Origin of the sequence: Streptomyces sp. Ag82_O1-12 (assembly GCF_900182715.1) — a bacterium.
Classification (GTDB): domain Bacteria; phylum Actinomycetota; class Actinomycetes; order Streptomycetales; family Streptomycetaceae; genus Streptomyces; species Streptomyces massasporeus.
In genome coordinates this window covers 5383152-5406075 of sequence record NZ_FXUW01000001.1, presented here as the reverse complement: position 1 = coordinate 5406075, position 22924 = coordinate 5383152, and the positions used below count along the sequence as shown (strand labels likewise).

The 22924-nt window shown below is 71.4% G+C and carries 20 protein-coding genes and 1 pseudogene; 8 read left to right on the top strand and 13 right to left on the bottom strand.

The features are described from left to right. Positions 1–124: 124 nt before the first annotated feature. From QOL88_RS24940 to QOL88_RS24930, 3 genes are all read right to left on the bottom strand, one after another. On the bottom strand, positions 125–886 hold the full coding sequence (locus tag QOL88_RS24940) for an SDR family oxidoreductase (RefSeq protein ID WP_179878950.1): 762 nt from the start codon (positions 884–886) through the stop codon (positions 125–127). A gap of 90 nt (positions 887–976) precedes the next feature. Next, positions 977–1360 (bottom strand): VOC family protein, encoded by a 384-nt coding sequence (locus QOL88_RS24935; RefSeq protein ID WP_097219701.1) that lies wholly within the window; start codon positions 1358–1360, stop codon positions 977–979. A 153-nt stretch (positions 1361–1513) separates the two neighbouring features. After that, positions 1514–2554: an NAD(P)-dependent alcohol dehydrogenase gene (locus tag QOL88_RS24930; protein ID WP_097219698.1), complete on the bottom strand. Its 1041-nt coding sequence runs from the start codon at positions 2552–2554 to the stop codon at positions 1514–1516. Between the two features lie 181 nt (positions 2555–2735). On the opposite strand from QOL88_RS24930, the gene QOL88_RS24925 reads away from it, so the two are divergent. After that, a complete protein-coding gene (locus tag QOL88_RS24925) occupies positions 2736–3650 on the top strand; it encodes a helix-turn-helix domain-containing protein (RefSeq protein ID WP_097219695.1) in 915 nt (304 codons plus the stop codon). 331 nt (positions 3651–3981) lie between these two features. Here QOL88_RS24925 and QOL88_RS24920 read toward each other — a convergent pair whose 3' ends face one another. The 4 genes and pseudogenes from QOL88_RS24920 to QOL88_RS24905 form a co-directional block, all read right to left on the bottom strand. Beyond that, positions 3982–7296 (bottom strand): S8 family serine peptidase, encoded by a 3315-nt coding sequence (locus QOL88_RS24920; protein ID WP_179879139.1) that lies wholly within the window; start codon positions 7294–7296, stop codon positions 3982–3984. A 307-nt stretch (positions 7297–7603) separates the two neighbouring features. Further along, a pseudogene (locus tag QOL88_RS38925) lies at positions 7604–7723 on the bottom strand (ATP-binding cassette domain-containing protein); the annotation flags it as partial. 68 nt (positions 7724–7791) lie between these two features. Beyond that, a complete protein-coding gene (locus QOL88_RS24910; protein WP_097223171.1) occupies positions 7792–9042 on the bottom strand; it encodes a L,D-transpeptidase in 1251 nt (416 codons plus the stop codon). 285 nt (positions 9043–9327) lie between these two features. Next, on the bottom strand, positions 9328–9657 hold the full coding sequence (locus QOL88_RS24905) for a hypothetical protein (RefSeq protein WP_097219689.1): 330 nt from the start codon (positions 9655–9657) through the stop codon (positions 9328–9330). Positions 9658–9766: 109 nt separating this feature from the next. Here QOL88_RS24905 and QOL88_RS24900 point away from each other — a divergent pair, with 109 nt between their 5' ends. Beyond that, the gene (locus tag QOL88_RS24900) at positions 9767–10081 is read left to right on the top strand and encodes a hypothetical protein (RefSeq protein ID WP_179878949.1); all 315 of its coding nucleotides are present in this window, start codon (positions 9767–9769) and stop codon (positions 10079–10081) included. Positions 10082–10127: 46 nt separating this feature from the next. Here the strand turns inward: QOL88_RS24900 and hutH are convergent, their stop codons facing one another. The 3 genes from hutH to QOL88_RS24885 form a co-directional block, all read right to left on the bottom strand. After that, a complete protein-coding gene (gene hutH / locus QOL88_RS24895; protein WP_097219685.1) occupies positions 10128–11666 on the bottom strand; it encodes a histidine ammonia-lyase in 1539 nt (512 codons plus the stop codon). 117 nt (positions 11667–11783) lie between these two features. Further along, a complete protein-coding gene (locus QOL88_RS24890) occupies positions 11784–12935 on the bottom strand; it encodes a GGDEF domain-containing protein (protein ID WP_097219682.1) in 1152 nt (383 codons plus the stop codon). An 87-nt stretch (positions 12936–13022) separates the two neighbouring features. Further along, the gene (locus QOL88_RS24885; RefSeq protein WP_097219679.1) at positions 13023–13823 is read right to left on the bottom strand and encodes an enoyl-CoA hydratase/isomerase family protein; all 801 of its coding nucleotides are present in this window, start codon (positions 13821–13823) and stop codon (positions 13023–13025) included. A 232-nt stretch (positions 13824–14055) separates the two neighbouring features. On the opposite strand from QOL88_RS24885, the gene QOL88_RS24880 reads away from it, so the two are divergent. Continuing rightward, a complete protein-coding gene (locus QOL88_RS24880; RefSeq protein WP_257027888.1) occupies positions 14056–14733 on the top strand; it encodes a hypothetical protein in 678 nt (225 codons plus the stop codon). Between the two features lie 26 nt (positions 14734–14759). Here QOL88_RS24880 and QOL88_RS24875 read toward each other — a convergent pair whose 3' ends face one another. Together QOL88_RS24875 and QOL88_RS24870 are read right to left on the bottom strand one after the other, a co-directional pair. Then, positions 14760–15866 carry an adenylate/guanylate cyclase domain-containing protein gene (locus QOL88_RS24875; protein WP_097219677.1) on the bottom strand — a complete coding sequence of 369 codons (1107 nt, stop codon included), beginning with the start codon at positions 15864–15866 and terminating at the stop codon, positions 14760–14762. Between the two features lie 264 nt (positions 15867–16130). Beyond that, the gene (locus QOL88_RS24870) at positions 16131–16997 is read right to left on the bottom strand and encodes a biotin--[acetyl-CoA-carboxylase] ligase (protein WP_097219675.1); all 867 of its coding nucleotides are present in this window, start codon (positions 16995–16997) and stop codon (positions 16131–16133) included. Positions 16998–17107: 110 nt separating this feature from the next. Between QOL88_RS24870 and QOL88_RS24865 the strand changes: the two genes are divergently transcribed. The 4 genes from QOL88_RS24865 to QOL88_RS24850 all read left to right on the top strand — a co-directional run bounded on the left by QOL88_RS24865 (position 17108) and on the right by QOL88_RS24850 (position 19804). Beyond that, entirely contained in the window at positions 17108–18712 is a 1605-nt protein-coding gene (locus QOL88_RS24865) for an acyl-CoA carboxylase subunit beta (RefSeq protein ID WP_097219673.1), read from the top strand. A 25-nt stretch (positions 18713–18737) separates the two neighbouring features. After that, the gene (locus tag QOL88_RS24860; protein WP_031109407.1) at positions 18738–18947 is read left to right on the top strand and encodes an acyl-CoA carboxylase epsilon subunit; all 210 of its coding nucleotides are present in this window, start codon (positions 18738–18740) and stop codon (positions 18945–18947) included. Between the two features lie 75 nt (positions 18948–19022). Beyond that, the gene (mmpB, locus tag QOL88_RS24855) at positions 19023–19151 is read left to right on the top strand and encodes a morphogenic membrane protein MmpB (protein WP_086025112.1); all 129 of its coding nucleotides are present in this window, start codon (positions 19023–19025) and stop codon (positions 19149–19151) included. Between the two features lie 32 nt (positions 19152–19183). Further along, positions 19184–19804 carry a Maf family protein gene (locus QOL88_RS24850; RefSeq protein ID WP_097219670.1) on the top strand — a complete coding sequence of 207 codons (621 nt, stop codon included), beginning with the start codon at positions 19184–19186 and terminating at the stop codon, positions 19802–19804. On the opposite strand, the gene QOL88_RS24845 is transcribed toward QOL88_RS24850, so the two are convergent. Then, positions 19773–20249: a hypothetical protein gene (locus tag QOL88_RS24845; protein ID WP_097223169.1), complete on the bottom strand. Its 477-nt coding sequence runs from the start codon at positions 20247–20249 to the stop codon at positions 19773–19775. The genes QOL88_RS24850 and QOL88_RS24845 overlap by 32 nt on opposite strands. 337 nt (positions 20250–20586) lie before the next feature. On the opposite strand from QOL88_RS24845, the gene QOL88_RS24840 reads away from it, so the two are divergent. Continuing rightward, complete coding sequence (locus tag QOL88_RS24840) at positions 20587–22359, top strand: acetyl/propionyl/methylcrotonyl-CoA carboxylase subunit alpha (RefSeq protein ID WP_097219667.1); 1773 nt, start codon at positions 20587–20589, stop codon at positions 22357–22359. The last annotated feature ends 565 nt before the right edge of the window (positions 22360–22924 follow it).

Here is a 22924-nt window from a genome sequence, read left to right as displayed (position 1 = left end):
ACCGGTCAGGACCAGGGGCCAGGACCGGCGGACGCCGGGCAGGGCCAGGAGTCAAACCCGGCGGACGTCGGGCAGGGCCAGAAGCCAAACCCGGCGGACGTCGGGCAGGGCCGAGGGCCGGGGCTCAGCCCAGCCTCTCCGCCAGGAACTCCTCCCAGGTCCGCTTCCCCTCCTCCGCCCCGGCCGTCGTCAGGTTCGCCCCGGCCCGGTACGCCCGCCCCGCCTTCCCGGGGATGCGCACCGGCAGCATGGGACGGCGCCTGCCGGTCAGGCGGAGGTAGGGGCGGGCCAGGGCGGCGAGGTCGTAGAGGTGCGGTCCGGCCATGTCCGGGACCAGGCCGGACGGGGCGCCGAGGGTCAGTTCCGCGAGGCGGGCGGCGACCTCGCGCGAGTCGACCGGCTGGAGCCGCATGCCGCCCGGGACCGGGAACACCGGCAGCTTCGCCATCTTCTCGACCATGGTCAGCGTGAGGTCGTGGAACTGGGCCGCGCGCAGGATCGTCCACGGGATGCCCGAGTCGGCGACGGCCCGCTCCGACTCCAGTTTCGTCCGCATCCAGGCCAGCGGGACCCGGTCCGCGCCGATGACCGAGACGTAGACCAGGTGCCGTACGCCGGCCGCGGACGCGGCGCGGACCAGGGCGCGGGTCGCCTCGTCGTCGCCCTTGGGGCCGCCCGCCAGGTGCAGCACGGTCTCCACCCCGTCGACGGCGGCCTCGACGCCCTCGTCCTTCAGCAGGTCGCCGGTGACGTGGTCGATGCCGTCCGTGGCGGGGCGGGCGTGCCGGGTGAGGATCCGCACGTCGTGGCCGGACGCGCGCAGGAGCGGGACGACGTGGGCGCCGAGGGTGCCCGTGCCGCCGGTGACCAGGATCGGTGCTGTCATGACTGCTCCCCAGCTCTTCATCGGTGATGTCGCCTTCGCCGGTATGACGCGCGGCGGCGCGACGATGTGACGAGCCGGGGTGCGGACGGTTCAGCCGCCGCTGCCGTAGGGCCTCGTGATGATCTCCAGGCGGTGGCCGTCGGGGTCGTCGAAGTACGCCCCGCGGCCGCCGTCGTTGTGGTTGATCTCGCCGGGACGGCTGTGGAACGGGTCCGCCCAGTAGGTGAGACCGGCCTGCCGGATACGGCCGAAGATCTCGTCGAACTCGTCCTCCGAGACGAGGAAGGCGTAGTGCTGCGGCGTGATGGCGCCGGGGCTGTCCATGAAGTCGAGGGTCACGCCGTTGGAGATCTCGACCGGGAGGAACGGGCCGTAGGGCGGGCTCACGTCGAGCCCGAGGAGGTCGGCGAGGAACCGGGCCGAGGCGCGTTTGTCGTGGGTGACGACGATGGTGTGGTTGAGCTGCACGGTCATGGTGGCCTCCCCTGACGTACGTGGCGGCGGACCCTCTGGTGCACTCCCCCACGTGTACCCCGCGCGCACCCCGTCGTGCATCACGAACGCACAGCCCTGAGGGCCCCGGCGCGCGGCCGGGGCCCTCAGGGCTGTCTCACGTGGGGGGTGGGGTCAGATCGTCGCCGTGTCGATCACGAACCGGTAGCGCACGTCGCTGGCCTGGACCCGCTCGTACGCCTCGTTGATCTGGTCGCCGCGGATCAGCTCGATCTCGGCGCCGAGGCCGTGCTCGGCGCAGAAGTCCAGCATCTCCTGGGTCTCCGCGATGCCGCCGATCATGGAACCGGCGAGGGTCTTGCCGCCGCCGATCACCGAGAAGAGGTTGAGGGAGACCGGCTCCTCGGGGGCGCCGACGTTCGCCAGGGTGCCCTCGGTCTTCAGCAGGGACAGGTAGGCGTTGAAGTCCAGCGGGGCGGACACCGTGGACACGATCAGGTCGAACGTGCCGGCCAGCTCCTCGAAGGTCTTCGGGTCGCTGGTGGCGTAGTAGTGGTCCGCGCCCAGCCGCAGGCCGTCCTCCTGCTTGCGCAGGGACTGCGACAGCACGGTCACCTCGGCGCCGAGGGCGTGGGCGATCTTGACGCCCATGTGGCCGAGGCCGCCCAGGCCGACGATCGCGACCTTCTTGCCGGGGCCGGCGCCGAAGCGGCGGAGCGGGGAGTAGAGGGTGATGCCGGCGCACAGCAGCGGCGCGGCGACGTCGAGGGAGAGGCCGTCGGGGATGCGGACGACGAAGTTCTCGTCGACGACGACGTTCTGCGAGTAGCCGCCGTAGGTGGGCTCGCCGTCCTTGCCGATGCCGTTGTACGTGGGGACGTTGCCCTGCACGCAGTACTGCTCACGGCCGGCCTTGCAGTTCTCGCACTCGCGGCAGGAGTCGACCATGCAGCCGACGCCCACGCGGTCGCCGACGGCGAACTTCGTGACGCCCGGGCCGACCGCGGAGACGACACCGGCTATCTCGTGGCCGGGGACCATCGGGAAGATCGCCTCGCCCCAGCCCTCCTGGGCCTGGTGGATGTCGGAGTGGCAGATGCCGGCGAACTTGATGTCGATCAGGACGTCGAACTCGCGGACCTCGCGACGCTCGATGGTGGTGCGCTCCAGCGGAGCCTTGGGAGCGGGAGCGGCGTACGCAGCAACAGTGGTCATGCCGGGGGTTCTCCTAGCGGGGTTCCGTGCCCGGCTGCCTTCTGAATCTTTCTGACCGGGCACGGTGACCAGCGTGCCCGATTCGTTCGCGCTCACCCAGACCACGGTTTTGCGTACGCACACGGTGCGTACCACTGGCGGGGTCAGGCTCGCGTGCGTACGACCGGGAATACTGGACGGCATGGACGAACAGCCCGAACCCGCACACACGGCCGGTGGCGGCCTGGACCGGCGCGCCGAGCTCAGTGAGTTCCTGCGCACCCGGCGGGCCCGGCTGAAGCCCGAGGACGTGGGGCTGCCCGACTTCGGGCGGCGGCGAGTGCCCGGGCTGCGCCGCGAGGAGCTGGCGCAGCTGGCCGGGGTGTCCGTGGCGTACTACACGCGGCTGGAGCAGGGCAACGGCCGCAACGTCTCCGCGGAGGTGCTGGACGCGATCGCGCGCGCCCTGCGGCTGAGCGACGCCGAGCACGCGCACCTGACGCATCTGGCGAAGCCGAAGCAGCACAAGAAGAAGCCGGTGGCGCGCAGCCAGCAGGTGCGGCCGGCGCTTCGGCATCTGCTGGACTCGATCGAGTCCGTCCCGGCGTACATCGTCGGGCGCCGCTCGGACATCCTGGCCTGGAACCGGATGGCGTCGGCCCTCTTCGGCGACTGGGCGGAGGTGCCGGCGCAGGAGCGGAACTGGGCGCGGATGGTCTTCCTCAGGCCCGAGTACCGCGAGCTGTTCGTGGAATGGGAGCAGAAGGCGTCCGACATCGTCGGCTATCTGCGGATGGACGCGGGCTGCCACCCGGACGACCCGCGACTGTCGGCCCTGGTGGGCGAGCTGTCGGTGAAGAGCGAGGAATTCCGCCGCCTCTGGGCCGCCCACGACGTCAAGGAGAAGAGCTACGGCGTCAAACGCCTGCGCCACCCGCTGGTCGGCGACCTGACCCTGTCCTTCGAGACGTTCCGCCTGGTCGACGACGGTGAGCAGTCCCTGATCACCTACCACGCGGAACCGGACACCCCGTCGGCGGAGGCCCTGCGCCTGCTGGCCAGCTGGGGAGCGGACGCGACCCGCTCGGGCACCAGGGCTTCGACAACGTCGGAATGAGAGGCACCAGGGCTTCGCCACCGCCGGAGTGAGAGGCGCCCGCGTCTCGGTCGACGACGCCCCTCGACCTGAAGGAGGCCGAACCGCGGCTGTCCGCGATGCGGAGGCTGATGCGGGAGGACCTGGGCAGGGCGCCCTCCGCGCTTTCGCCCTCCCGGGCCACGCCGCGGTCGAGTCGCTTGACCGCCGCGTCGATGCCCGCGAGGACCTCGTTGACGGACCGCGAGGCCTCCAGGATCCGCTCCGGCACGATCATCTGGACCCTACTGACGCGGCAGGCCCGCCGGAAGCCGAGGCTTCCGACGGGCCGTCAACGCGCTCGCGCTACCGCTTACTTGCCGTAGTACGCGTTGTAGATCGAGATCGTCGACTTGTTGCCCTTCTTGTCGGCGATCTTGGCGTGGAAGGAGATGGCCTTCCCCTTCGCCGGGTTCTTGACGCTCACCTTGCCGTCCTTGACGGTGAGCTTCTTCCAGGTCTTGCCGTAGTCGTACGACACGTACACCGACAGCGACTTCAGATTGCCGCCCTTGGCCGCGCCCTCGACGGTGACCGGGACCTTGACGGTCTTGTCGGCCGGGGCCTTGCTGTCCAGACCCGTGGTCGCGCCGAAGCGGGCCGTGGAGACGGGCAGCTTGGTGATGTCGTTGGTCTTCTTCGAGCGGAACGTCCAGCTGGCGTCGACGCGAGTCGAGGCCGCGGCGACCTTGACGCTGCGCTTGACCGACGTCGTCAGCTTGTACTCGGCGTCGGCGGCCGGGACCTTGAACTGCTTCTCGCCGAACAGCGGGTCGTCGTTGCTGCCGACCTTGGTGCCGTTGCGGTACAGGGTCGTGTCGACCGCGGAGAACTTCGAGTAGCCCACGTTGCCCTTGCCGTCGGCGAACAGCGGCAGGGAACCGTAGATCTGGTTGCCTTCACGGATGACACCGAAGTCGCCGGTCAGGCGCGGTCCGAAGACGGCCGTGTTGACGGTCTTCGCGTAGCTCTTGCCGGCGGCGAAGGCGTGCGTGCCCATGTCGTAGGCGGCCTCGTCGATCGGGAAGCCGTCCGCGTCCACACCGCCGTACTGGCTGAACTCCAGCTGCCACTTCACGCCGCCCTGCGCGGACAGGTGCAGGGTGCGCGTGCCGGGCAGGGTCTGCGGGATGCCGATCGAGGAGGCGCCGCTGCTCCAGGGCATCCAGCCCACCGCGTTGAGCGCGCCCTTCTTGCCGCTGGCCGCGGCGCCGAGGCCGGACTTCACCGTGGCGAGGTCGCTCGCCTTGTAGTGCTTGGTGAATCCGGTGGCGAGCTGCTTGACCTTGCCGCCGGCGACGACGTCGTACTCCTCGTCGGCGCCCTTGGACCAGTGGCCGTCCCACTGCTGGGTCAGCGAACCGTCGGTGATCTGCGGACCGACGTGGGCGCTTCGGAAGTTGTCGTAGGAGTCCAGCCACCAGCCGAAGCCGTAGCTGGTGTCATCGGTCTCCACCGTGTAGTCGGCCGAGGCGAACTCCGACGTGACGCCGGTGGCCGGGACGGTGATGTCCACCGGCTTGGCCTTGCGGGCGTCCAGCGTGACCGTCGTGTTCTTGGTGAGGTTCAGCTTGGGCTGGGCGAGCCAGTCGGCGCCCTCGAACTTCTCCGGGTCGTCGCCCACGTAGATGCTCGTGTTGAGGACGTAGGTGCCCTTGGGGACACGGGTGGTGACGGTGCCGTCCTCGTCGTACGGCATGGCCCCCTTGCCCTCGCCCAGGCCGGCTATGCCGGTCAGGTCGGCGCTGTAGTTCTTCGCCGCCTTGCCGTCACGGTCGAGGAACTTCAGCGTCACGTCGTACGACTCGACCTCGCGCTGCACCGCTGCCGCCGTGCGGACCGTCTGGCCGCCGCCCGTCGCCGTGACGTACGCCGAGTAGGCGCCGTCGACCGTGCCGCCGAGCTTGGTGTTGACGGTGAAAGGCACGGAGGCCTTGCCGCCGGCCGGGACCGTCACCGAGGTGGCGCCGAGCTTGAAGAAACCGGACGGGACGGCCTGGCCCTTGGGGTTGGTGGCCGTCGACGTCAGCTTCAGCGTGACGTCCTTCGTACCGAGGTTGCGGTACGTCAGCTCCTTGGTGACCGGCTTGTCGTCGGTGTGCGGCCACTGCTGCACCCCGAAGCTCATCGAGACCGGCTCGGCGATCACGGACTGCTTGATGGCCTTGTCGACCTGGATCCGGCCCGAACCCTGCTCGAACGGGGTGTACTTGCCGCCCTTGGTGGAGCCGGTGAGGACGCCCTTCAGGCGATCGCCCGTCCAATCCGGGTGCTGCTGCTTGAGGATCGCCGCCGCGCCCGCGACGTGCGGGGTCGCCATCGACGTACCGGAGATCGTCATGTAGCCGGCAGGCTTCTCGCCGACCTCCTGGGCTATCTGGTTGCCCGGGGCGGAGGCCGCGGTGATGTCCACGCCGGGCGCGGTCACGTCGGGCTTGAGGGCGCCGTCCAAACCGGGGCCGCGGCTGGAGAAGTCGGCGAGCTGGTCCTTGTCGTCGACCGCGCCGACGGTCAGGGCCGCTGCGGCGCTGCCCGGGGAGCCGATGGTCTGCTCGCCGAAGTCGCCCTCGTTGCCGGCCGCGATGGCGAACAGGACGCCCTTCTCCTCGGACAGCTTGTTCACCGCCGCTTCCAGCGGGTCGATCGCGGGCGTGTCGCCGCCGCCCAGGCTCATGTTGATGACGTCGGCGCCCTCGGCGACGGCCCACTCCATGCCGGCGAGGATCTCGGAGTCGCTGCCGAAGCCGCCGTCGTCGAGGACCTTGCCGTTGAGGATCTTCGCGCCGGGCGCGACGCCCTTGTACTTGCCGCCGGACTTCTTGCCGGTGCCGGCCGCGATGGACGCGACGTGCGTGCCGTGGCCGACCTTGTCGGAGGCGTCGGGCGAGGTGGTGAAGTTCTTGGCGGCGGCCACCTGACCCTTGAGGTCGTCGTGGGTGGCGTCGACACCGGTGTCCAGGACGGCGATCTTGGTGCCCTTGCCGTCGTAGCCGGCCGCCCAGGCCTTGGGCGCGCCGATCTGCGGGACGGACTTGTCGAGGCTGGCCTTGCGGACGCCGTCGAGCCAGACGTGCGCGATGCCGGAGGCGGTCTTCTCGCCGTTGGTGACCGCGTCCCAGAGTTCGGGCGTGTCCTGCTGCGGTGTCTGCACGGCGTCCGCGTTCACGGACTTCAGCGCGTGGCTCAGGGTGCCGGCCTCGCGGACGTCGGCCTTGGTGGCGGCGGCGCCGCCCCGGTAGCCGACGATGACCTTCAGGCCGTTCTTCTGGGCCTTGCGGGTCGCGGACTTGTTGAGCTCGGTGACGTCGAAGAGCCGCTGGTCGAGCTTGCCGGTGGCGACCAGGCGGGCCGCGTCGGCCGGGATGACGAGGGTGTGGCCGTCGACCTTGCGGATCTGGACGGGTACCTTCTCGCGGCCCTTGGCGTGTTCCAGGCCGATGACACGGCCCTTGGCGTCCAGCACGACGCGGTCGCCGGTGATGAGTGTGATGCGGTGCTTGGCGGTAAGGGACGCCGGCTTGGCGGACGCTGCCGCCTGCTCGCCGTTGGCCGACGCCGGGCTGGTCATACCCGCCGCCAGGGCCACGGCCGCCGCTGTCGCGACCGTGGCCGCGTACGCCCTTTTCACTTGTCTGCGCAAGTTTCCCCCTTGCAGAAGAACCGGGTGAATTCCCCGTTCACCCGGCCGGGGGTGGTCTCGCACGCATGCCCGTACGCCCCCCGGAATACGCAGTATGCCGAGGGGTGATCAGGCGCTCAATAGATGAGAGGACGGTAAGAATTCCGTCGGCCGACTGTTACACGTCCGACGGAACTCCGTTACAGGGACGGGGTGTTACGCACGCGCGTTCTCCTTGACAGAGATCCGGCCCTTGCGGATCGTCGCCACACGCGGAGCCTTCCTCGCTATCGCCGAGTCGTGGGTGACCATTCGGTCTCGCCTCCGGCAGGGCGGCGAGGTCGGTGCCGTCCAGGACGATCTCGCCGGAGGTGGGCCGGTCGAGGCCGCCGAGCATCTGGAGCAGCGTGGACTTCCCACCGCCGGTCGGGCCACGAAAGGCCGCCGCCCACCCCGGGTGTCCGGGGTGGGCGGCGGCCTTTCGTCAGGAGAGCCGGCGAATCGTCAGACCGCGGAACCGGCCGTCCAGTCGGCCCAGCTCATGTTCCAGCCGTTGAGGCCGTTGTCCGGCGCGACCGTCTTGTCGCCGGTGTTCTCGACGACCACCACGTCGCCGATCATCGAGTTGTTGTAGAACCACGCGCCCGGCGTGTTCGGGTTGTTCGCGCCCTTGGCGTCCTGCAGGCCGACGCAGCCGTGGCTGGTGTTCACGCTGCCGAAGATGGACTTCGCGCCCCAGTAGTTGCCGTGGATGAAGGTGCCCGAGCTGGAGAGGCGGATGGCGTGCGGCACGTCCTTGATGTCGTACTCGCCCTTGCCGTCGTCGTCCGTGAAGCCCACGGTCGCGCCGTTCATGCGCGTCTCCTTGAACTTCTCGGACATCACCATGATGCCCTCGTAGGTCTTGTTCTCGGGCGAGCCGGCGGAGATCGGGATCGTGCGGACGGTCTTGCCGTCCTGCGTGATCTTCATCTGCTTGGTCTTCGCGTCGACGTACGAGACCTGGTTGCGGCCGATCTTGAAGGTGACCGTCTTCTGCTGGACGCCGAAGACGCCCTTGGCTCCCTCGACGCCGTCGAGCGCGAGCTTCAGCGTGACGGTGGAGCCTTCCTTCCAGTAGTCCTCGGGCCGGCAGTCCATGCGGTTGGCGTTGAACCAGTGACAGGCGACTTCCTGGCCGCCGGTCGTGCTGACCTTGATGCCCTTCTGGACCGCGGCCTTGTTGGTGATCGCCTTGTCGAAGTTGATCGAGACCGGCATGCCGACGCCGACGGTGGTGCCGTCGTCCGGCGTGAAGTTGCCGATGAAGCTGTTGGCCGGGGAGACCGTGGTGAACGAGGCGTTCTCGTGGGCGACGCGACCGTCGGAGTCCTTCGCCTCGGCCGCCAGCTTGTAGGTGGTGGACCGCTCCAGCTGGGTGGTCGGCTTCCAGCTGGTCTTGTCGGCGGATATCTGGCCGCTGACCTCCGCGCCCTCCGACGTCGTCATCTTCACGTCCGTGAGCGTGCCCTTGCTCACGGTGACGGCGGCGGAGTTGTTGATGGAGGCGTTGTCCGAGCCGTCGTCGGGCGTGATCTTGATCTGGGCCTCGGAGGTCTTCTTCGCCGCCGCCTCGTCGACCTTCGACTGGGAGCTGTCGCCTCCGTCGCCCCCGGAGGCGCTGTCGTCGCCTCCGGAACACGCCGAGAGCATCAGCACTCCGCCGAGCAGTGCGGACGCGACCGTCAGGCCCTTGCGCCGCTTACTGACCGTCATCACACGCTTCTCCATCGTTGCCGATTTCCCCAAAACCCCGAGTGTCCCCGTCAAAAACCTGAGTGCCCCCGTCGGGACCCGTGAGTCCTCGCCAGGACTCCTGAGTCCTCATCCGGAACTTTCAACGCTACGACCGGTTCGTCCGGTTCCCCAGGTCGCGCAGGTGTGGGGAGCACCACGTCCGTGACGGACGTGGCCGGTCGTTACGGGTGCGGTCGGTGCGCCGCTTGAGACGCGAAGACCCCGGGCGGCGGTTGCCGCCCGGGGTCACACGTCCCGGACAGCTCAGCCGTCGCTGTCGTCGCCATCATCCTCGTCGAGGTCCCAGTCCGGCGAATCGGGGTCGTAGTCAATCCGTTCACTGCTCCAGGAGGCCTGCTGGAGCTCGATCCCCGGCACCTTGCTGACCAGGTCGAACGGGTCCACGAGGTAGGCGAGGGCCTCCGCGGTGTCTTCCGTCACAGCGCCCTCGGCGTGGGCTCGTTCCGCCGCCGGCAGCTCCGCCTCGTCGGCGATCCGGCGCAGCGCGGACTTGGTGACCGCGTCCGCGTCGTCGACCTCGAGAACGAGTTCCACCCGAAGCCGTACAAACCGTGATGTCTCTGGAGTGCTCATGGCGGGAGCGTACGTCCAGGCCCTCCCGTGACTTTCCCGTGACCCGCGACTTTCACTAACATCGCCCCACACGGCCAATTCGCCGACGTCACAAGGGGATCGATATTCCGTGTCATCCGCTCGCCGCCCGTTGCTGACCGCCACCGCCGCGGCGTCCCTGCTGGGCGCCCTGTGGTTCGTCCCGTCCGCCAACGCGACGTCGGCCTCCCCGGTGAGAGAAGCGGTCTCGACGAGCCCGTCGCCGCAGGTCACGGAGCAGGCCCGGATCGCGGCGACGACCGCGGACACCTCCGTCACCGGCACCCGGCTCGCCGACACCGGCAGCTTCGACAGCACGCCGTACGTGATCGGCGGGACCTTCTGTCTCACGCTCGGCGCCGGGTTCGTCGTGTACTCGGTGCGCCGGGAACGGCTCGGTTTCTGACGGCCGTTGGCACGGGGCCCCGCCGGACGACGGGACCCCTGCGGCCCTACTGAAGCGGCCCGGTGACCTTCTCGACCGCGGCCAGCAGCCGCCCGTCGCGCACGAACGCGTCCGCCGCGGCGAGGTCGGGCGCGAGGAACCGGTCCGGCCCGGGGCCCTGGACTCCCGCCTCCCGTGCGGCGTCGATGACCGCCCGCGACGCGGGCGCCGGGGTCAGGCCCTCGCGCAACTCCACGGCGCGCGTGGCGGCGTAGAGCTCGATGGCGATCACCCGGGTGAGGTTGTCGACGGCCGTGCGCAGCTTGCGCGCCGCCGACCAGCCCATCGAGACGTGGTCCTCCTGCATCGCGGAGGACGGGATCGAGTCGGCGGACGCCGGTACGGCGAGCCGCTTCAGCTCGCTCACCAGCGCGGCCTGCGTGTACTGAGCGATCATCAGGCCCGAGTCCACACCGGCGTCGTCGGCGAGGAACGGCGGCAGGCCGTGGCTGCGGTTCTTGTCGAGCAGCCGGTCGGTGCGCCGTTCGGCGATGGAGCCGAGGTCGGCGGCGGCGATGGCGAGGAAGTCCAGGACGTAGGCCACGGGCGCCCCGTGGAAGTTGCCGTTGGACTCCACGCGCCCGTCGGGCAGCACGACGGGGTTGTCCACGGCGGCCGCCAGCTCCCGGTCGGCCACCAGCCGGGCGTGCGTCATGGTGTCCCGCCCGGCGCCGGCGACCTGCGGGGCGCAGCGCACCGAGTAGGCGTCCTGGACACGCGGGGCGTCGTCCTGGTGGTGCCCGGTCAGACCCGACCCCTTCAGCACGGCCAGCATGTTGGCGGCGCTGGCGGCCTGCCCCGGGTGGGGCCGGATGGCGTGCAGTTCGGGGGCGAGGACCTTGTCGGTGCCGAGCAGGCCCTCCAGGGACAGGGCGGCGGTGACGTCGGCGGACCGGTAGAGCTTTTCCAGGTCGGCCAGGGCCATCACCAGCATGCCGAGCATGCCGTCGGTGCCGTTGAGGAGGGCGAGGCCCTCCTTCTCGCGCAGTTCGACCGGCTGGATGCCGTGCGCGGCGAGGAGTTCGGCGGCCGGGCGTACGACACCGTCGGGGCCCTCGGCGTCGCCCTCGCCCATGAGCGCCAGCGCGCAGTGGGACAGCGGCGCGAGGTCGCCGGAGCAGCCGAGGGAGCCGTACTCGTGCACGACCGGGGTGATCTGGGCGTTGAGGAGGTCGGCCATGGTCTGGGCGACCTCGGGCCGGACGCCGGTGTGTCCGGAGCAGACGGTCTTCAGCCGCAGGAACATCAGGGCGCGGACGACTTCGCGCTCCACGGCCGGGCCCATCCCGGCGGCGTGCGAGCGGACGATGTTGCGCTGGAGCTGCGCGCGCAGCTTCGGGCTGATGTGCCGGGTCGCCAGGGCGCCGAACCCGGTGCTCACGCCGTACACGGGGTCCGGCTTGGCCGCCAGCGCGTCCACGATCTCGCGGGCCGCGGCGAGGGCGGTCACGGCCTCCTCGGAGAGCTCGACGCGGGCGCCGCCGCGCGCCACGGCGAGCACGTCGGACGCGGTCACCCCGGACGTCCCCACCACCACAGTGTGCATATCCATATTCAGGAGCGTACGCAGTGAATTCGATGATGTCACCACTGGGGGCGGCGTTCACCCCTTACCGAATGCGTCACACACCGCCGGTCACCGGTCCCACCGCGAGGCCCGGGGTCAGGGCGCGTGCCGGCCCCGGAACCGCCGGCGCTCTCCGCCCTCCTCGTGGGACGGCTCGTCCGCGAGCCGCAGGACGGGATCGTCGGGCCCGGCCCGGCCCGCCACCACCGGCCTGTCCGCCCGCTCGGCCTTGGCCCGGTACTGGGCGGCGTCGGCGAGCCGGAACAGCCGCCGGGCGGAGCGCACCGGCCCGATCGGGTCCTCGGTGGACGCGACCCCGCAGGCCACCCCGTCCCCGAGCTCCAACTCGGCCGCCCTGCGGCACAGTTCGTCGGCCGCCTTCACGGCCTGGTCGGCGGAGGGCCCGACCGCGAGCAGACAGAACTCGTCCCCGCCGAGCCGCGCGGCCAGCGCCCCCGGCAGCATGGCCCCGCACAGCGACAGCACCGACCCGAACCGCTCCAGGAGCCGGTCTCCGGCGGCGTGCCCATGCGTGTCGTTGACCCGCTTGAGCCCGTTCAGATCGCAGACGACGAGACTCACCACGGCGCCGTCCCGGCGGTGCCGCTCGATCGCCCGCTCCAGGCGCACGTCCACGGCGCGGCGGTTGGCCAGCCCGGTGAGGGAGTCGGTGAAGGCGAGCCGCCGGGCCTCCTCCAGCCGCTCGGTCTGGGCGATGCCGGCGGCCACGACGGAGGCCAGGACCGTGGCGAAGTCGGCGTCCCCCCGCCCGAAGACGGCCTCACCGGCCGGGCGGGCGACATACAGCTCGCCCCAGGCCCGCCCGTGCAGCACGATGGGCGCGACGACGCAGCAGCCCCGGCCCCGGCGGCGCAGGGCGGCGACCCGCTGATGGCAGTACCCGGGCTCCCGGCCGGCTGCGGGCCCCTCGGCGGTCTCCACCCACGCGTCGGGCTCCCCGCCTCCGGCCCACTGCTCGTGCAGGAACTCGGTGATCTCCGCGAACTGGTGCACCGGGTAGGCCTCGTCCTCGGGAAACTCCTCCTCACCCTCGGCCAGCTCGCCGACGTTCACGAGGACCCTCAGCCGCCCGAGCTCCCGCTCCCAGACCGACAGCGCCGCGAAACTCCCACCCAGCGCCCGGCACGCCCCGGCGGCCGCGGCACGCCACGCCTCACGCGACCCGTGCGCGGCCGCCATCCCCTGAGCCAACGCGACGACGGCCGCCAGCCGTCTGTCCTCACCCATCACTCCAGGCTAGGGAGTTTCCAGCCAGACTGACCTGTTTACGACGCGAACGGGGACGGCTGTCGTCACCGGGGTCCGCTCCGCCCCCTATTCCCCCGGCCACTGCGGCTTGCGCCGCTCGTTGAAGGCCGCGACGCCCTCCGCCCGGTCCCCCGAGAACGCCGTGGTCCGCCACGCCGCGTCCTCGACCTCCAGCCCGGCCCGCAGATCCAGCCCCTGCCCGAGCCGCAGCGCCCGCTTCGCCGCCCGCAGCCCCACCGGGGAGTTCCCGGCGATCCGCCCCGCCAGGGCCAGCGCCTCCTCCCGGTCCCGACCCTCGTCCACCAGCTGATCGACCAGCCCCAACTCGCCCGCCTCCACGGCCTCCACCCGTCGCGCGGAGAAGATCAGCTCGGCCGCCCGGGCCGCCCCGACCCGCCGCGGCAGCAGCTGCGTGCCCCCGCCCCCGGGGATCACCCCGACCGACACCTCCGGCAGACCCACGACCGCCGTCCGGTCCGCCACGATCACGTCGCAGGCCAGCGCCAGCTCGAAGCCGCCCCCGAGCGCGAACCCGTGCACCGCCGCCACCGTCGGCACCGGCAGCTCCAGCACCCCGGTGTACGCCCCCCGCGTCACCGGCCGCTGCCGCAGCAGATCGGCGTCGCTGAAGGAGTTCCGCTCCTTCAGATCGGCCCCGACGCAGAAGGCCCGCTCATGCGTCGAGGTCAGGACGACCGCCCGGACGTCCCGGTCCTCCCCCAGCGCCGTGCACGCCCCGGCGATGGACCGCGCCATCTCCGTCGACACGGCGTTCATGGCCTTGGGCCGGTCGAGGACGAGCTCCGCGACATGCCCCTGCTCATGCCGCCGCACCAGCACGAACTCCCCGAACCGTTCCTCACTCATGACACCCTCCGGTTAACGCGGGTTAACAAGGTCGACGCTCAGATCATCGCAGCCGCACCCCACCCGCGAAAGGGCCGACGGGTCCGGTTCCCCCACCGCCCCCGCCCACCCGTTCGAGTGACATCACCGCAACTCCGACCCAACCGCCCATGGGAGCGCATAGCGTGCGTCCCCCACGGCGCACAGGGGGCGCGAGTGCATCGGGGAGGGACCGTCTCGGGGAGGGACCGTGATGACGACGCACACGACGGCGAAGCCGCGAGAGGACACCAGGGCCGTCACGGCACCCCTGCGGCGTCAGTCGCCCGCGCTCCACGGGCCGGCCCCCGCCGAGGCCGCTCCCTTCCCTCCCCGCGTCCGCGGCCGCCACCGCAAGCCCCGCCCCCGCAAGGTGCTGCTCGCCGCCGGCGGCCTCGCCCTCGCCGCGGGCGCCCTGAGCCTGCTGCGTCTGGCCTCCGGCCCGGGCGCCGACGCCGGCACCATGGAGGCCGGGCCCCGCCCGGACCCGGTCACCACCGCCACGGACGCCGCCACCCAGACCGCCTCGACCTTCCCGGCAGTCCCCGACGCGAGCCCCTCGTCACCCACGGCCCTGGGTGCCCTGCCTCCCTCGCCGGTCACCAAGGGCGTGCGGCCGTCCTCGTCCACCACCACCGGAACCCCGGCGAACGTCACAGCCGCCGGTCCGACGTCCACGACCATCCCCGACACGCCGAACGCCCCGGCCCCGGCCCCGACGGCCTCGGGGAGCGGCGACGCCCCGCGACCCGCCCCGGCCCCGCCCGCACCGCCGAGCCGCACGACACCGGCCCCGGCGCCCCGGCCCGAGGAGCCGAAGAAGCCACACGAGACGGGCCTGTGCGTGCCGGTGATCGGCCTGTGCGTGGACTCACCGGTCGGCCGTCGCTGACAGCCCGACCGACCACCGACGAGCGGTTACGGCGCCCCCTCCCGGCGCGTGAGCAGCCACGGCTCCACGACGCCCAGGCCACGCACCGGCCGCTGCCACATCGGCTGCAGCCCGAAGCGGTACACCGGGGGCTCCTCGCCCTCCTTCTCCGCCGCGGCGGCCTCCTCGGCCGCCTCCGCCTCCGAGGCCGGAGCGTCCTGCGTACGGATCAGCTCCTCGGCGAAGGCGGTGTCGACGAGGACGGCGTCCTTCGGAGCTATCGAGGTGAGCCGGGAGGCCAGGTTGACGGTCGTACCGAACACATCACCCATACGGGTGGTCACCGTGCCGAACGCCATGCCGACGCGCAGCTCCGGCATCGTCTCGTCGTGCGCCATGGTCTCGATCAGCCGCAAGGCGATCTCGGCGGCCGTGCCCGCGTCGTCGGCGGCGTAGAGCACCTCGTCACCCAGGGTCTTGATCAGCCGTCCGCCGTTCGCCGCCACCAGGTCGGCGGCCGTGGTCTCGAAGGCCTCGACGAGCTCGCCGAGCTCCTCCTCCTCCATGCGGCGGGTCAGGCGCGTGAAGCCGACCAGGTCGGCGAAGCCGACGGCGAGGCGCCGGTCGACCATCTCCTCGTCGTCGGCCGCCTGCACGACCCGCCCGGCCGAGGCGGCGAGCTGGCGGCGCCACACGTAGACCAGGAACTCCTCCAGCTCGGGCAGGAGCAGCTCGACGATCGGGTACGTGACCTCGGTGCGGGTCATGCCCGGCTCGGGCGGCTCGGTCAGCCCCTCCAGGAAGGAGTCGATCTGCCACTCGGCGAGCCGCGCGGTGGTCTGGCCCGTGGACCGGGCCACCTGGACGGCCATCGCCTCGCTCAGCAGCCCCGCCTCGACGAGACCGGCGAGGCGCCGCAGCGCGAGGACGTCGGCCTCCGTGAGGGCCTTGGCCTGGCCTATGTCGGCGAAGCCCATGGCCCGCCAGAAGCGGGAGGCCAGTTCCATGGAGACACCGGCGCTGCGGGCCGCCTGAAACGGGGTGTAGCGGCGCTCGGCGCCCAGAATGAGCCCTTCGAGGCGCAGGGCGAGCGGATCCTCGCCGGAGTCGGCGCCGTGCGCGTCCTCGCCGGAACCCGAGTCGTCGACGGTCACGCGTGTTGCCCTTCCGATCTGTCACGGTCATGTATCGACCGGCCTCAACTCTACGGCAGGTGTGCGCCAGCTCACTCCGTCAGGTTGAGCCGAGGGTGAGGTGCCCGGCGTTGTACAGGAACTCGGCGTCTCTGCCGCTGCCCCCAGGGGGCTCCGCCCCCTGGACCCCCGATCGGCCTGAACGGCCTCGTCCTCAATCGGCGGACGGGCTGGAAGCACCTGGCCCGCGCCCAGGACCGGGTTGCGGAACGCCCCGGCCTCACATCACGCCGGCCTCAGGTGCACGATGTCCCCGGCCCCGACCGGCTCCTGCATCCCCTCCTCCGTCGCCAGTACCAGCCGCCCGTCTCCGTCCACAGCCACCGCTTCCCCGACGACCGCCCGATCTCCCGGCAGCTCCGCCCGCACCACCCGCCCGAGCGTCGCGCACCCGGCCGCATACGCCTCCTGCAACCCGCTCGGCCCCGGGTCACCCACGGCCTCGCGCCACGTGCCGTACCACTCCTCCAGCGAGCGCAGCACCCCCCGCAGCAGCGGGTCCCGGTCGGTGCTCACCGCCCCGGCCAGCCCCAGCGACCCCGCCGTCGGCACGGGCAGCTCGTCGTCCTTGAGGGAGACGTTGATGCCGACCCCGATGACGACCCCGTCGTCGCCGGCCCGCTCGGCCAGGATCCCGCCGGCCTTGCGTTCCGCTCCCCCGACCGTGACCAGCAGATCGTTCGGCCACTTCAGGGCCGTGTCGACGCCCGCCGCCCGCGACAGGCCCGTCGCCACCGCGACCCCCGTGAGCAGGGGCAGCCAGCCCCACCGCGCCACCGGCACCTCGCTCGGCGTGAGCAGGACGGAGAAGAAGAGGCCGGAGCGCGGCGGCGCCGTCCACTGGCGGTCGAGCCGGCCGCGGCCCGCCGTCTGCTCCTCGGCGACCAGCACCGCGCCCTCGGTCACCTCGCCCTTCGCCGCCCGGGCCACCAGGTCGGAGTTCGTGGAGCCGGTGCGCTGCACCACGTCCACCTCCGACCACAGCCCTCCCGGCCGTACCAGACCCCGGCGCAGGGCGGTGACGTTGAGGGGCGGGCGGTCCAGGTCCGACCACCGGCTTCCGTTCGGCTCTGATGCATCTCGCGGCGTCATGCAAGCCACCCTAGGTGTGGCAAACGCCGCACTGCCGATGTGGAGGCACCCCACTACTCTACGGATGAGTAACCGTCCCCCCTTTTGAGCAGGCAGGGAGCCGCATCCCGATGTCCGAGCCGGAAGAGCAGCAGCAGCCCGACATTCACACGACCGCGGGCAAGCTCGCGGATCTGGAGCGACGCATCGAGGAAGCGACCCACGCCGGCTCCGCTCGTGCCGTCGAGAAGCAGCACGCCAAGGGCAAACTGACGGCCCGTGAGCGGATCGAGCTCCTGCTCGACGAGGGCTCCTTCGTCGAACTCGACGAGTTCGCCCGGCACCGCTCCACCAACTTCGGCCTCGACAAGAACCGCCCGTACGGCGACGGGGTCGTCACCGGGTACGGCACCGTCGACGGCCGCCCGGTCGCCGTGTTCTCGCAGGACTTCACCGTCTTCGGCGGGGCCCTCGGCGAGGTCTACGGCCAGAAGATCGTCAAGGTCATGGACTTCGCCCTGAAGACCGGCTGCCCGGTCATCGGGATCAACGACTCCGGTGGCGCCCGCATCCAGGAGGGTGTCGCGTCGCTCGGCGCGTACGGCGAGATCTTCCGCCGCAACACCCACGCCTCCGGTGTCATCCCGCAGATCAGCCTGGTCGTCGGGCCGTGCGCGGGCGGCGCGGTCTACTCCCCGGCCATCACCGACTTCACGGTCATGGTCGACCAGACCTCGCACATGTTCATCACCGGCCCCGACGTCATCAAGACCGTCACCGGCGAGGACGTGGGCTTCGAGGAGCTGGGCGGCGCCCGGACCCACAACGCGACCTCCGGAGTCGCCCACCACATGGCGGGCGACGAGAAGGACGCCATCGAGTACATCAAGCAGCTGCTGTCGTACCTGCCGTCCAACAACCTCTCCGAGGCGCCGGCCTTCCCGGAGGAGGCCGACCTCGAGGTCAGCGACGAGGACCGCGAGCTGGACGTGATCGTCCCGGACAGCGCGAACCAGCCGTACGACATGCACGCGGTGATCGAACACGTCCTGGACGACGCCGAGTTCTGCGAGACGCAGCCGCTGTACGCGCCGAACATCGTCACCGGCTTCGGCCGGGTCGAGGGCCATCCGGTCGGGATCATCGCCAACCAGCCGACGCAGCTCGCCGGGTGCCTGGACATCAAGGCCAGCGAGAAGGCCGCCCGCTTCGTGCGCACCTGCGACGCCTTCAACGTCCCGGTGATCACGTTCGTCGACGTCCCCGGCTTCCTGCCCGGCGTCGGCCAGGAGCACGACGGCATCATCCGCCGCGGCGCCAAGCTGATCTACGCCTACGCCGAGGCGACCGTCCCGCTCATCACGATCATCACCCGCAAGGCCTTCGGCGGCGCCTACGACGTCATGGGCTCCAAGCACCTGGGCGCCGACCTCAACCTCGCCTGGCCCACGGCCCAGATCGCCGTCATGGGCGCCCAGGGCGCGGTCAACATCCTGCACCGCCGCACCATCGCGGAGGCCGAGGCGAACGGCGAGGATCTGGAGGCGGTCCGGGCGCGGCTGATCCGGGAGTACGAGGACGCCCTCCTCAACCCCTACGTCGCGGCCGAGCGCGGTTACGTCGACGCCGTGATCCGGCCGTCCGAGACCCGCCGGCACGTCGTACGGGGTCTGCGTCAACTGCGTACGAAGCGGGAATCCCTGCCTCCGAAGAAGCACGGCAACATCCCCCTCTAGCCCGCAGCGAGCCCAGGAGGCCCACATGACGATCAAGGTCGTACGGGGCAACCCGACCCCGGAGGAGCTGGCCGCCGCCCTGGCGGTGGTCAGGGCCCGCGCCGCGGCGGCGGCAGCCGCCCCGCCCGGCGCGCCGACGTCCCGCGATTCCTGGTCCGACCCGTCCCGTATCGCGGCCCACCGCCTGCCCCAGCCGGGGCCGGCGGCGTGGGGCCGTACCTACTGGCCGGGGTGATGCGTGGGGGTGGGCCCGGCAAGTTGAGTACGCGTACTCAGGCGCCGGCCCACCCTCCGTCCGACCATGGAAGGCATGCTGTGGTCCGACCCCGAGAACGAGCCGCCCGAAGAACTGCGTGACATGCAGGACATGCTGCGGCGGCTGAGCGTTCTCCTGGCCCTGGCCATGGTGCTCGTGATGATCGTGATCGGCGTCAGGTGAACCGGGCCCGCCCGGGTGACTAACCTGACCGCATGACTGCTCAGCGCCGCAGGCGACTCGTCCTCGCCTCCCAGTCCCCCGCCCGGCTCGGACTGCTCCGCCAGGCCGGCCTCACCCCCGAGGTGATCGTGAGCGGCGTCGACGAGGACGCCGTCACCGCTCCCACCCCCGCCGAGCTGGCGCTCGCGCTGGCCGAGGCGAAGGCCTCCGTCGTGGCGGCCCGGCCGGAGGTCAAGGGCGCGCTCGTGATCGGCTGCGACTCGGTGCTCGACCTGGACGGCCGGGCCCTCGGCAAGCCCGCGGACGCCGAGGAGGCGACCGCCCGCTGGAAGTCGATGCGCGGCCGGGCCGGCACCCTGCAGACCGGCCACTGCGTCTACGACACGCTCACCGGCCGCTACGTCTCCGCCACCGCGTCGACGGTCGTCCACTTCGGTGAGCCCACCGACGAGGAGATCGCCGCCTACGTCGCCTCCGGCGAACCCCTCTACGTCGCCGGGGCGTTCACCCTAGACGGCCGCTCGGCCCCTTTCATCGACGGCATCGACGGCGACCACGGCAACGTGATCGGCATCAGCCTGCCGCTCGTGCGCCGGCTCCTGGCCGAACTGGGCGTGGGCATCACGGAGTTGTGGGCGCCGGCGGAGAAGTGACCGGGGACCCGTCGCCGCCCCTGGCGCCCTCGGGCGCGGCGTCGGCGGGCTCGGCCGGACGGTCGTACGTCATCAGCAGCAGCACGATCAGCGCGAGGACCAGCACCATGAACAGGAACGCGGTCCAGCCGACGAGGCCCCAGGTGAACGCGCCCAGCAGCCCGTGCACGACGGCCGCGCTGATCAGCAGCACGCGTCCGAAGCCCGCCGGGGGCCGGTCCCGCAGCGCCACCAGCAGGGCGACGAGGCCGCACAGGGCGAAGTAGAGACCGAAGACGATCCCGCCGATCTTCGACGACACCGACATCATGTGCGGGTCCAGCCCGGCCAGGGACATGTCCTGCCGGTCGACGACGACCCCCAGGAACCAGTTGAGCGCCGCGAGGCCGAACGCCTCGACGAACAGCACCACCGCAACGACCCACGCCACCGGCCTGCGTATCACCGGGCCCACCCTCTTCCCTCTGAAGACACCGCGAACGCTACTAACCGGTAAACCGGGGGACAAGGGTCCGGCGGCGGGCAAAGAATCATTGGGCCATTCGTAGGGACTCAACAAAGAAACAGAGTGGCCCGCAGCACGTGATGACAGAGACCTTGGCCACAGGAGAGGGCTAGGGTTTCCCGGAGGAGTACTGCGTACCGCGGTGCGACAAGGGATTTCGCGGGTCGAGCGAGCCTCGCATCACGCTCCGTGTGGGCAAGCTCACCACTGGGGACGGGTCGAAGTGTCGTGTCGGCAGTCCCTAAACTCGGCTTGTTTCAAGGAGGGAGCCTCAATCGTGCGCAAGGTGCTCATCGCCAACCGTGGCGAAATCGCTGTCCGCGTGGCCCGGGCCTGCCGGGATGCCGGTATCGCGAGCGTGGCCGTCTACGCCGACCCGGACCGGGACGCTCTGCATGTCCGCGCCGCGGATGAGGCGTTCGCCCTGGGCGGTGACACGCCGGGCACCAGCTATCTCGACATCGAGAAGGTGCTCAACGCCGCCCGCGAGTCCGGCGCGGACGCCATCCACCCGGGCTACGGCTTCCTCTCCGAGAACGCCGAGTTCGCGCAGGCGGTCCTGGACGCGGGCCTGATCTGGATCGGCCCGCCGCCGCAGGCGATCCGCGACCTCGGTGACAAGGTCGCCGCCCGGCACATCGCGCAGCGCGCGGGTGCCCCGCTGGTGGCCGGTACGCCCGACCCGGTGTCCGGTGCCGACGAGGTCGTCGCGTTCGCCGAGCAGCACGGCCTGCCGATCGCGATCAAGGCCGCCTTCGGTGGTGGCGGTCGTGGCCTGAAGGTCGCCCGCACCCTCGAAGAGGTGCCGGAGCTGTACGACTCGGCGGTCCGTGAGGCCGTCGCCGCGTTCGGCCGGGGCGAGTGCTTCGTCGAGCGGTACCTGGACAAGCCGCGGCACGTGGAGACCCAGTGCCTGGCCGACCGGCACGGCAACGTGGTCGTCGTCTCCACCCGTGACTGCTCCCTGCAGCGCCGCCACCAGAAGCTGGTGGAGGAGGCCCCGGCCCCCTTCCTGTCCGACGCGCAGGTGGAGCAGCTGTACTCCGCCTCCAAGGCGATCCTGAAGGAGGCCGGCTACGTCGGCGCCGGCACGGTCGAGTTCCTCGTCGGCCTCGACGGCACGATCTCCTTCCTGGAGGTCAACACCCGTCTCCAGGTGGAGCACCCGGTCACCGAGGAGGTCGCCGGCATCGACCTCGTGCGCGAGATGTTCCGCATCGCCGACGGCGAGGAGCTCGGCTACGGCGACCCGGAGCTGCGCGGCCACTCCTTCGAGTTCCGCATCAACGGCGAGGACCCGGGCCGCAACTTCCTCCCGGCGCCCGGCACGGTCACGACGTTCGCCCCGCCGTCCGGCCCGGGTGTCCGTCTGGACGCGGGCGTGGAGTCCGGCTCGGTCATCGGCCCGGCGTGGGACTCCCTGCTGGCCAAGCTGATCGTCACCGGCCGCACGCGCAAGGAGGCGCTGCAGCGGGCCGCCCGTGCGCTGGAGGAGTTCCAGGTCGAGGGCATGGCTACGGCGATCCCGTTCCACCGTGCGGTGGTGAAGGACCCGGCGTTCGCGCCCGAGCTCACGGACTCGTCGGACCCGTTCACGGTGCACACGCGGTGGATCGAGACGGAGTTCGTCAACGAGATCAAGCCGTTCGCCGCGCCGGCCGATGCGGACGCGGACGAGGAGCCGGGCCGCGAGACGGTCGTCGTCGAGGTCGGCGGCAAGCGCCTCGAGGTCTCCCTGCCGACGTCGCTGGGCATGTCCCTGGCCCGCACGGGCCTCGCGGCGGGCGCCAAGCCGAAGCGCCGCGCGGCGAAGAAGTCGGGCCCCGTCGCCTCCGGCGACACCCTCGCGTCCCCGATGCAGGGCACCATCGTCAAGGTGGCCGTGGAGGAGGGCCAGGAGGTCAAGGAGGGCGATCTGATCGTCGTCCTGGAGGCCATGAAGATGGAGCAGCCCCTCAACGCGCACCGGTCGGGCACGATCAAGGGCCTGAGCGCGGAGATCGGCGCGTCGGTGACGTCGGGCGCGGCGATCTGCGAGATCAAGGACTGACGCCCCTCAGCTCAACGGACGAACACCTTCGGCGCGGCCCTGGTTGGGGGCCGCGCCGATTGCGTGGACGGACGCCTACGATGCGGCCCTGGTTGGGGGCCGCGCCGACTGGGTGGACGGACGCCCCCGGCGCGGTCCCGAGTCGGGACCGCGCCGACTAGGTGGACGGACGCCCACGGTGCGGCCCTGGTTGGGGCCGCGCCGACTGGGTGGACGGACGCCCACGGTGCGGCGCCGAGTCGGGACCGCGCCGACTAGGTGGACGGACGCCCACGGTGCGGCCCTGGTTGGGGCCGCGCCGACTGGGTGGACGGACGCCCCCGGCGCGGTCCCGAGTCGGGACCGCGCCGGGGGGTGTCCGTCCTCGGAACGGCGCGATGGGGTCGGATACCGACCAACTGTCCGTTGACGCGCCAACCGCTGCGGGCGGACACCCCCCGACACGGCCCCTTGTGTCGGCCGGCGGCTGCGGGAGCGTCGTGGCTCGCCCAGCGCGATCGCAGTCCTACGGCTGCGGGCCGGGGCGTGACTCGCCCGGTGCGATCACAGTCCTACGGCTGCGGGC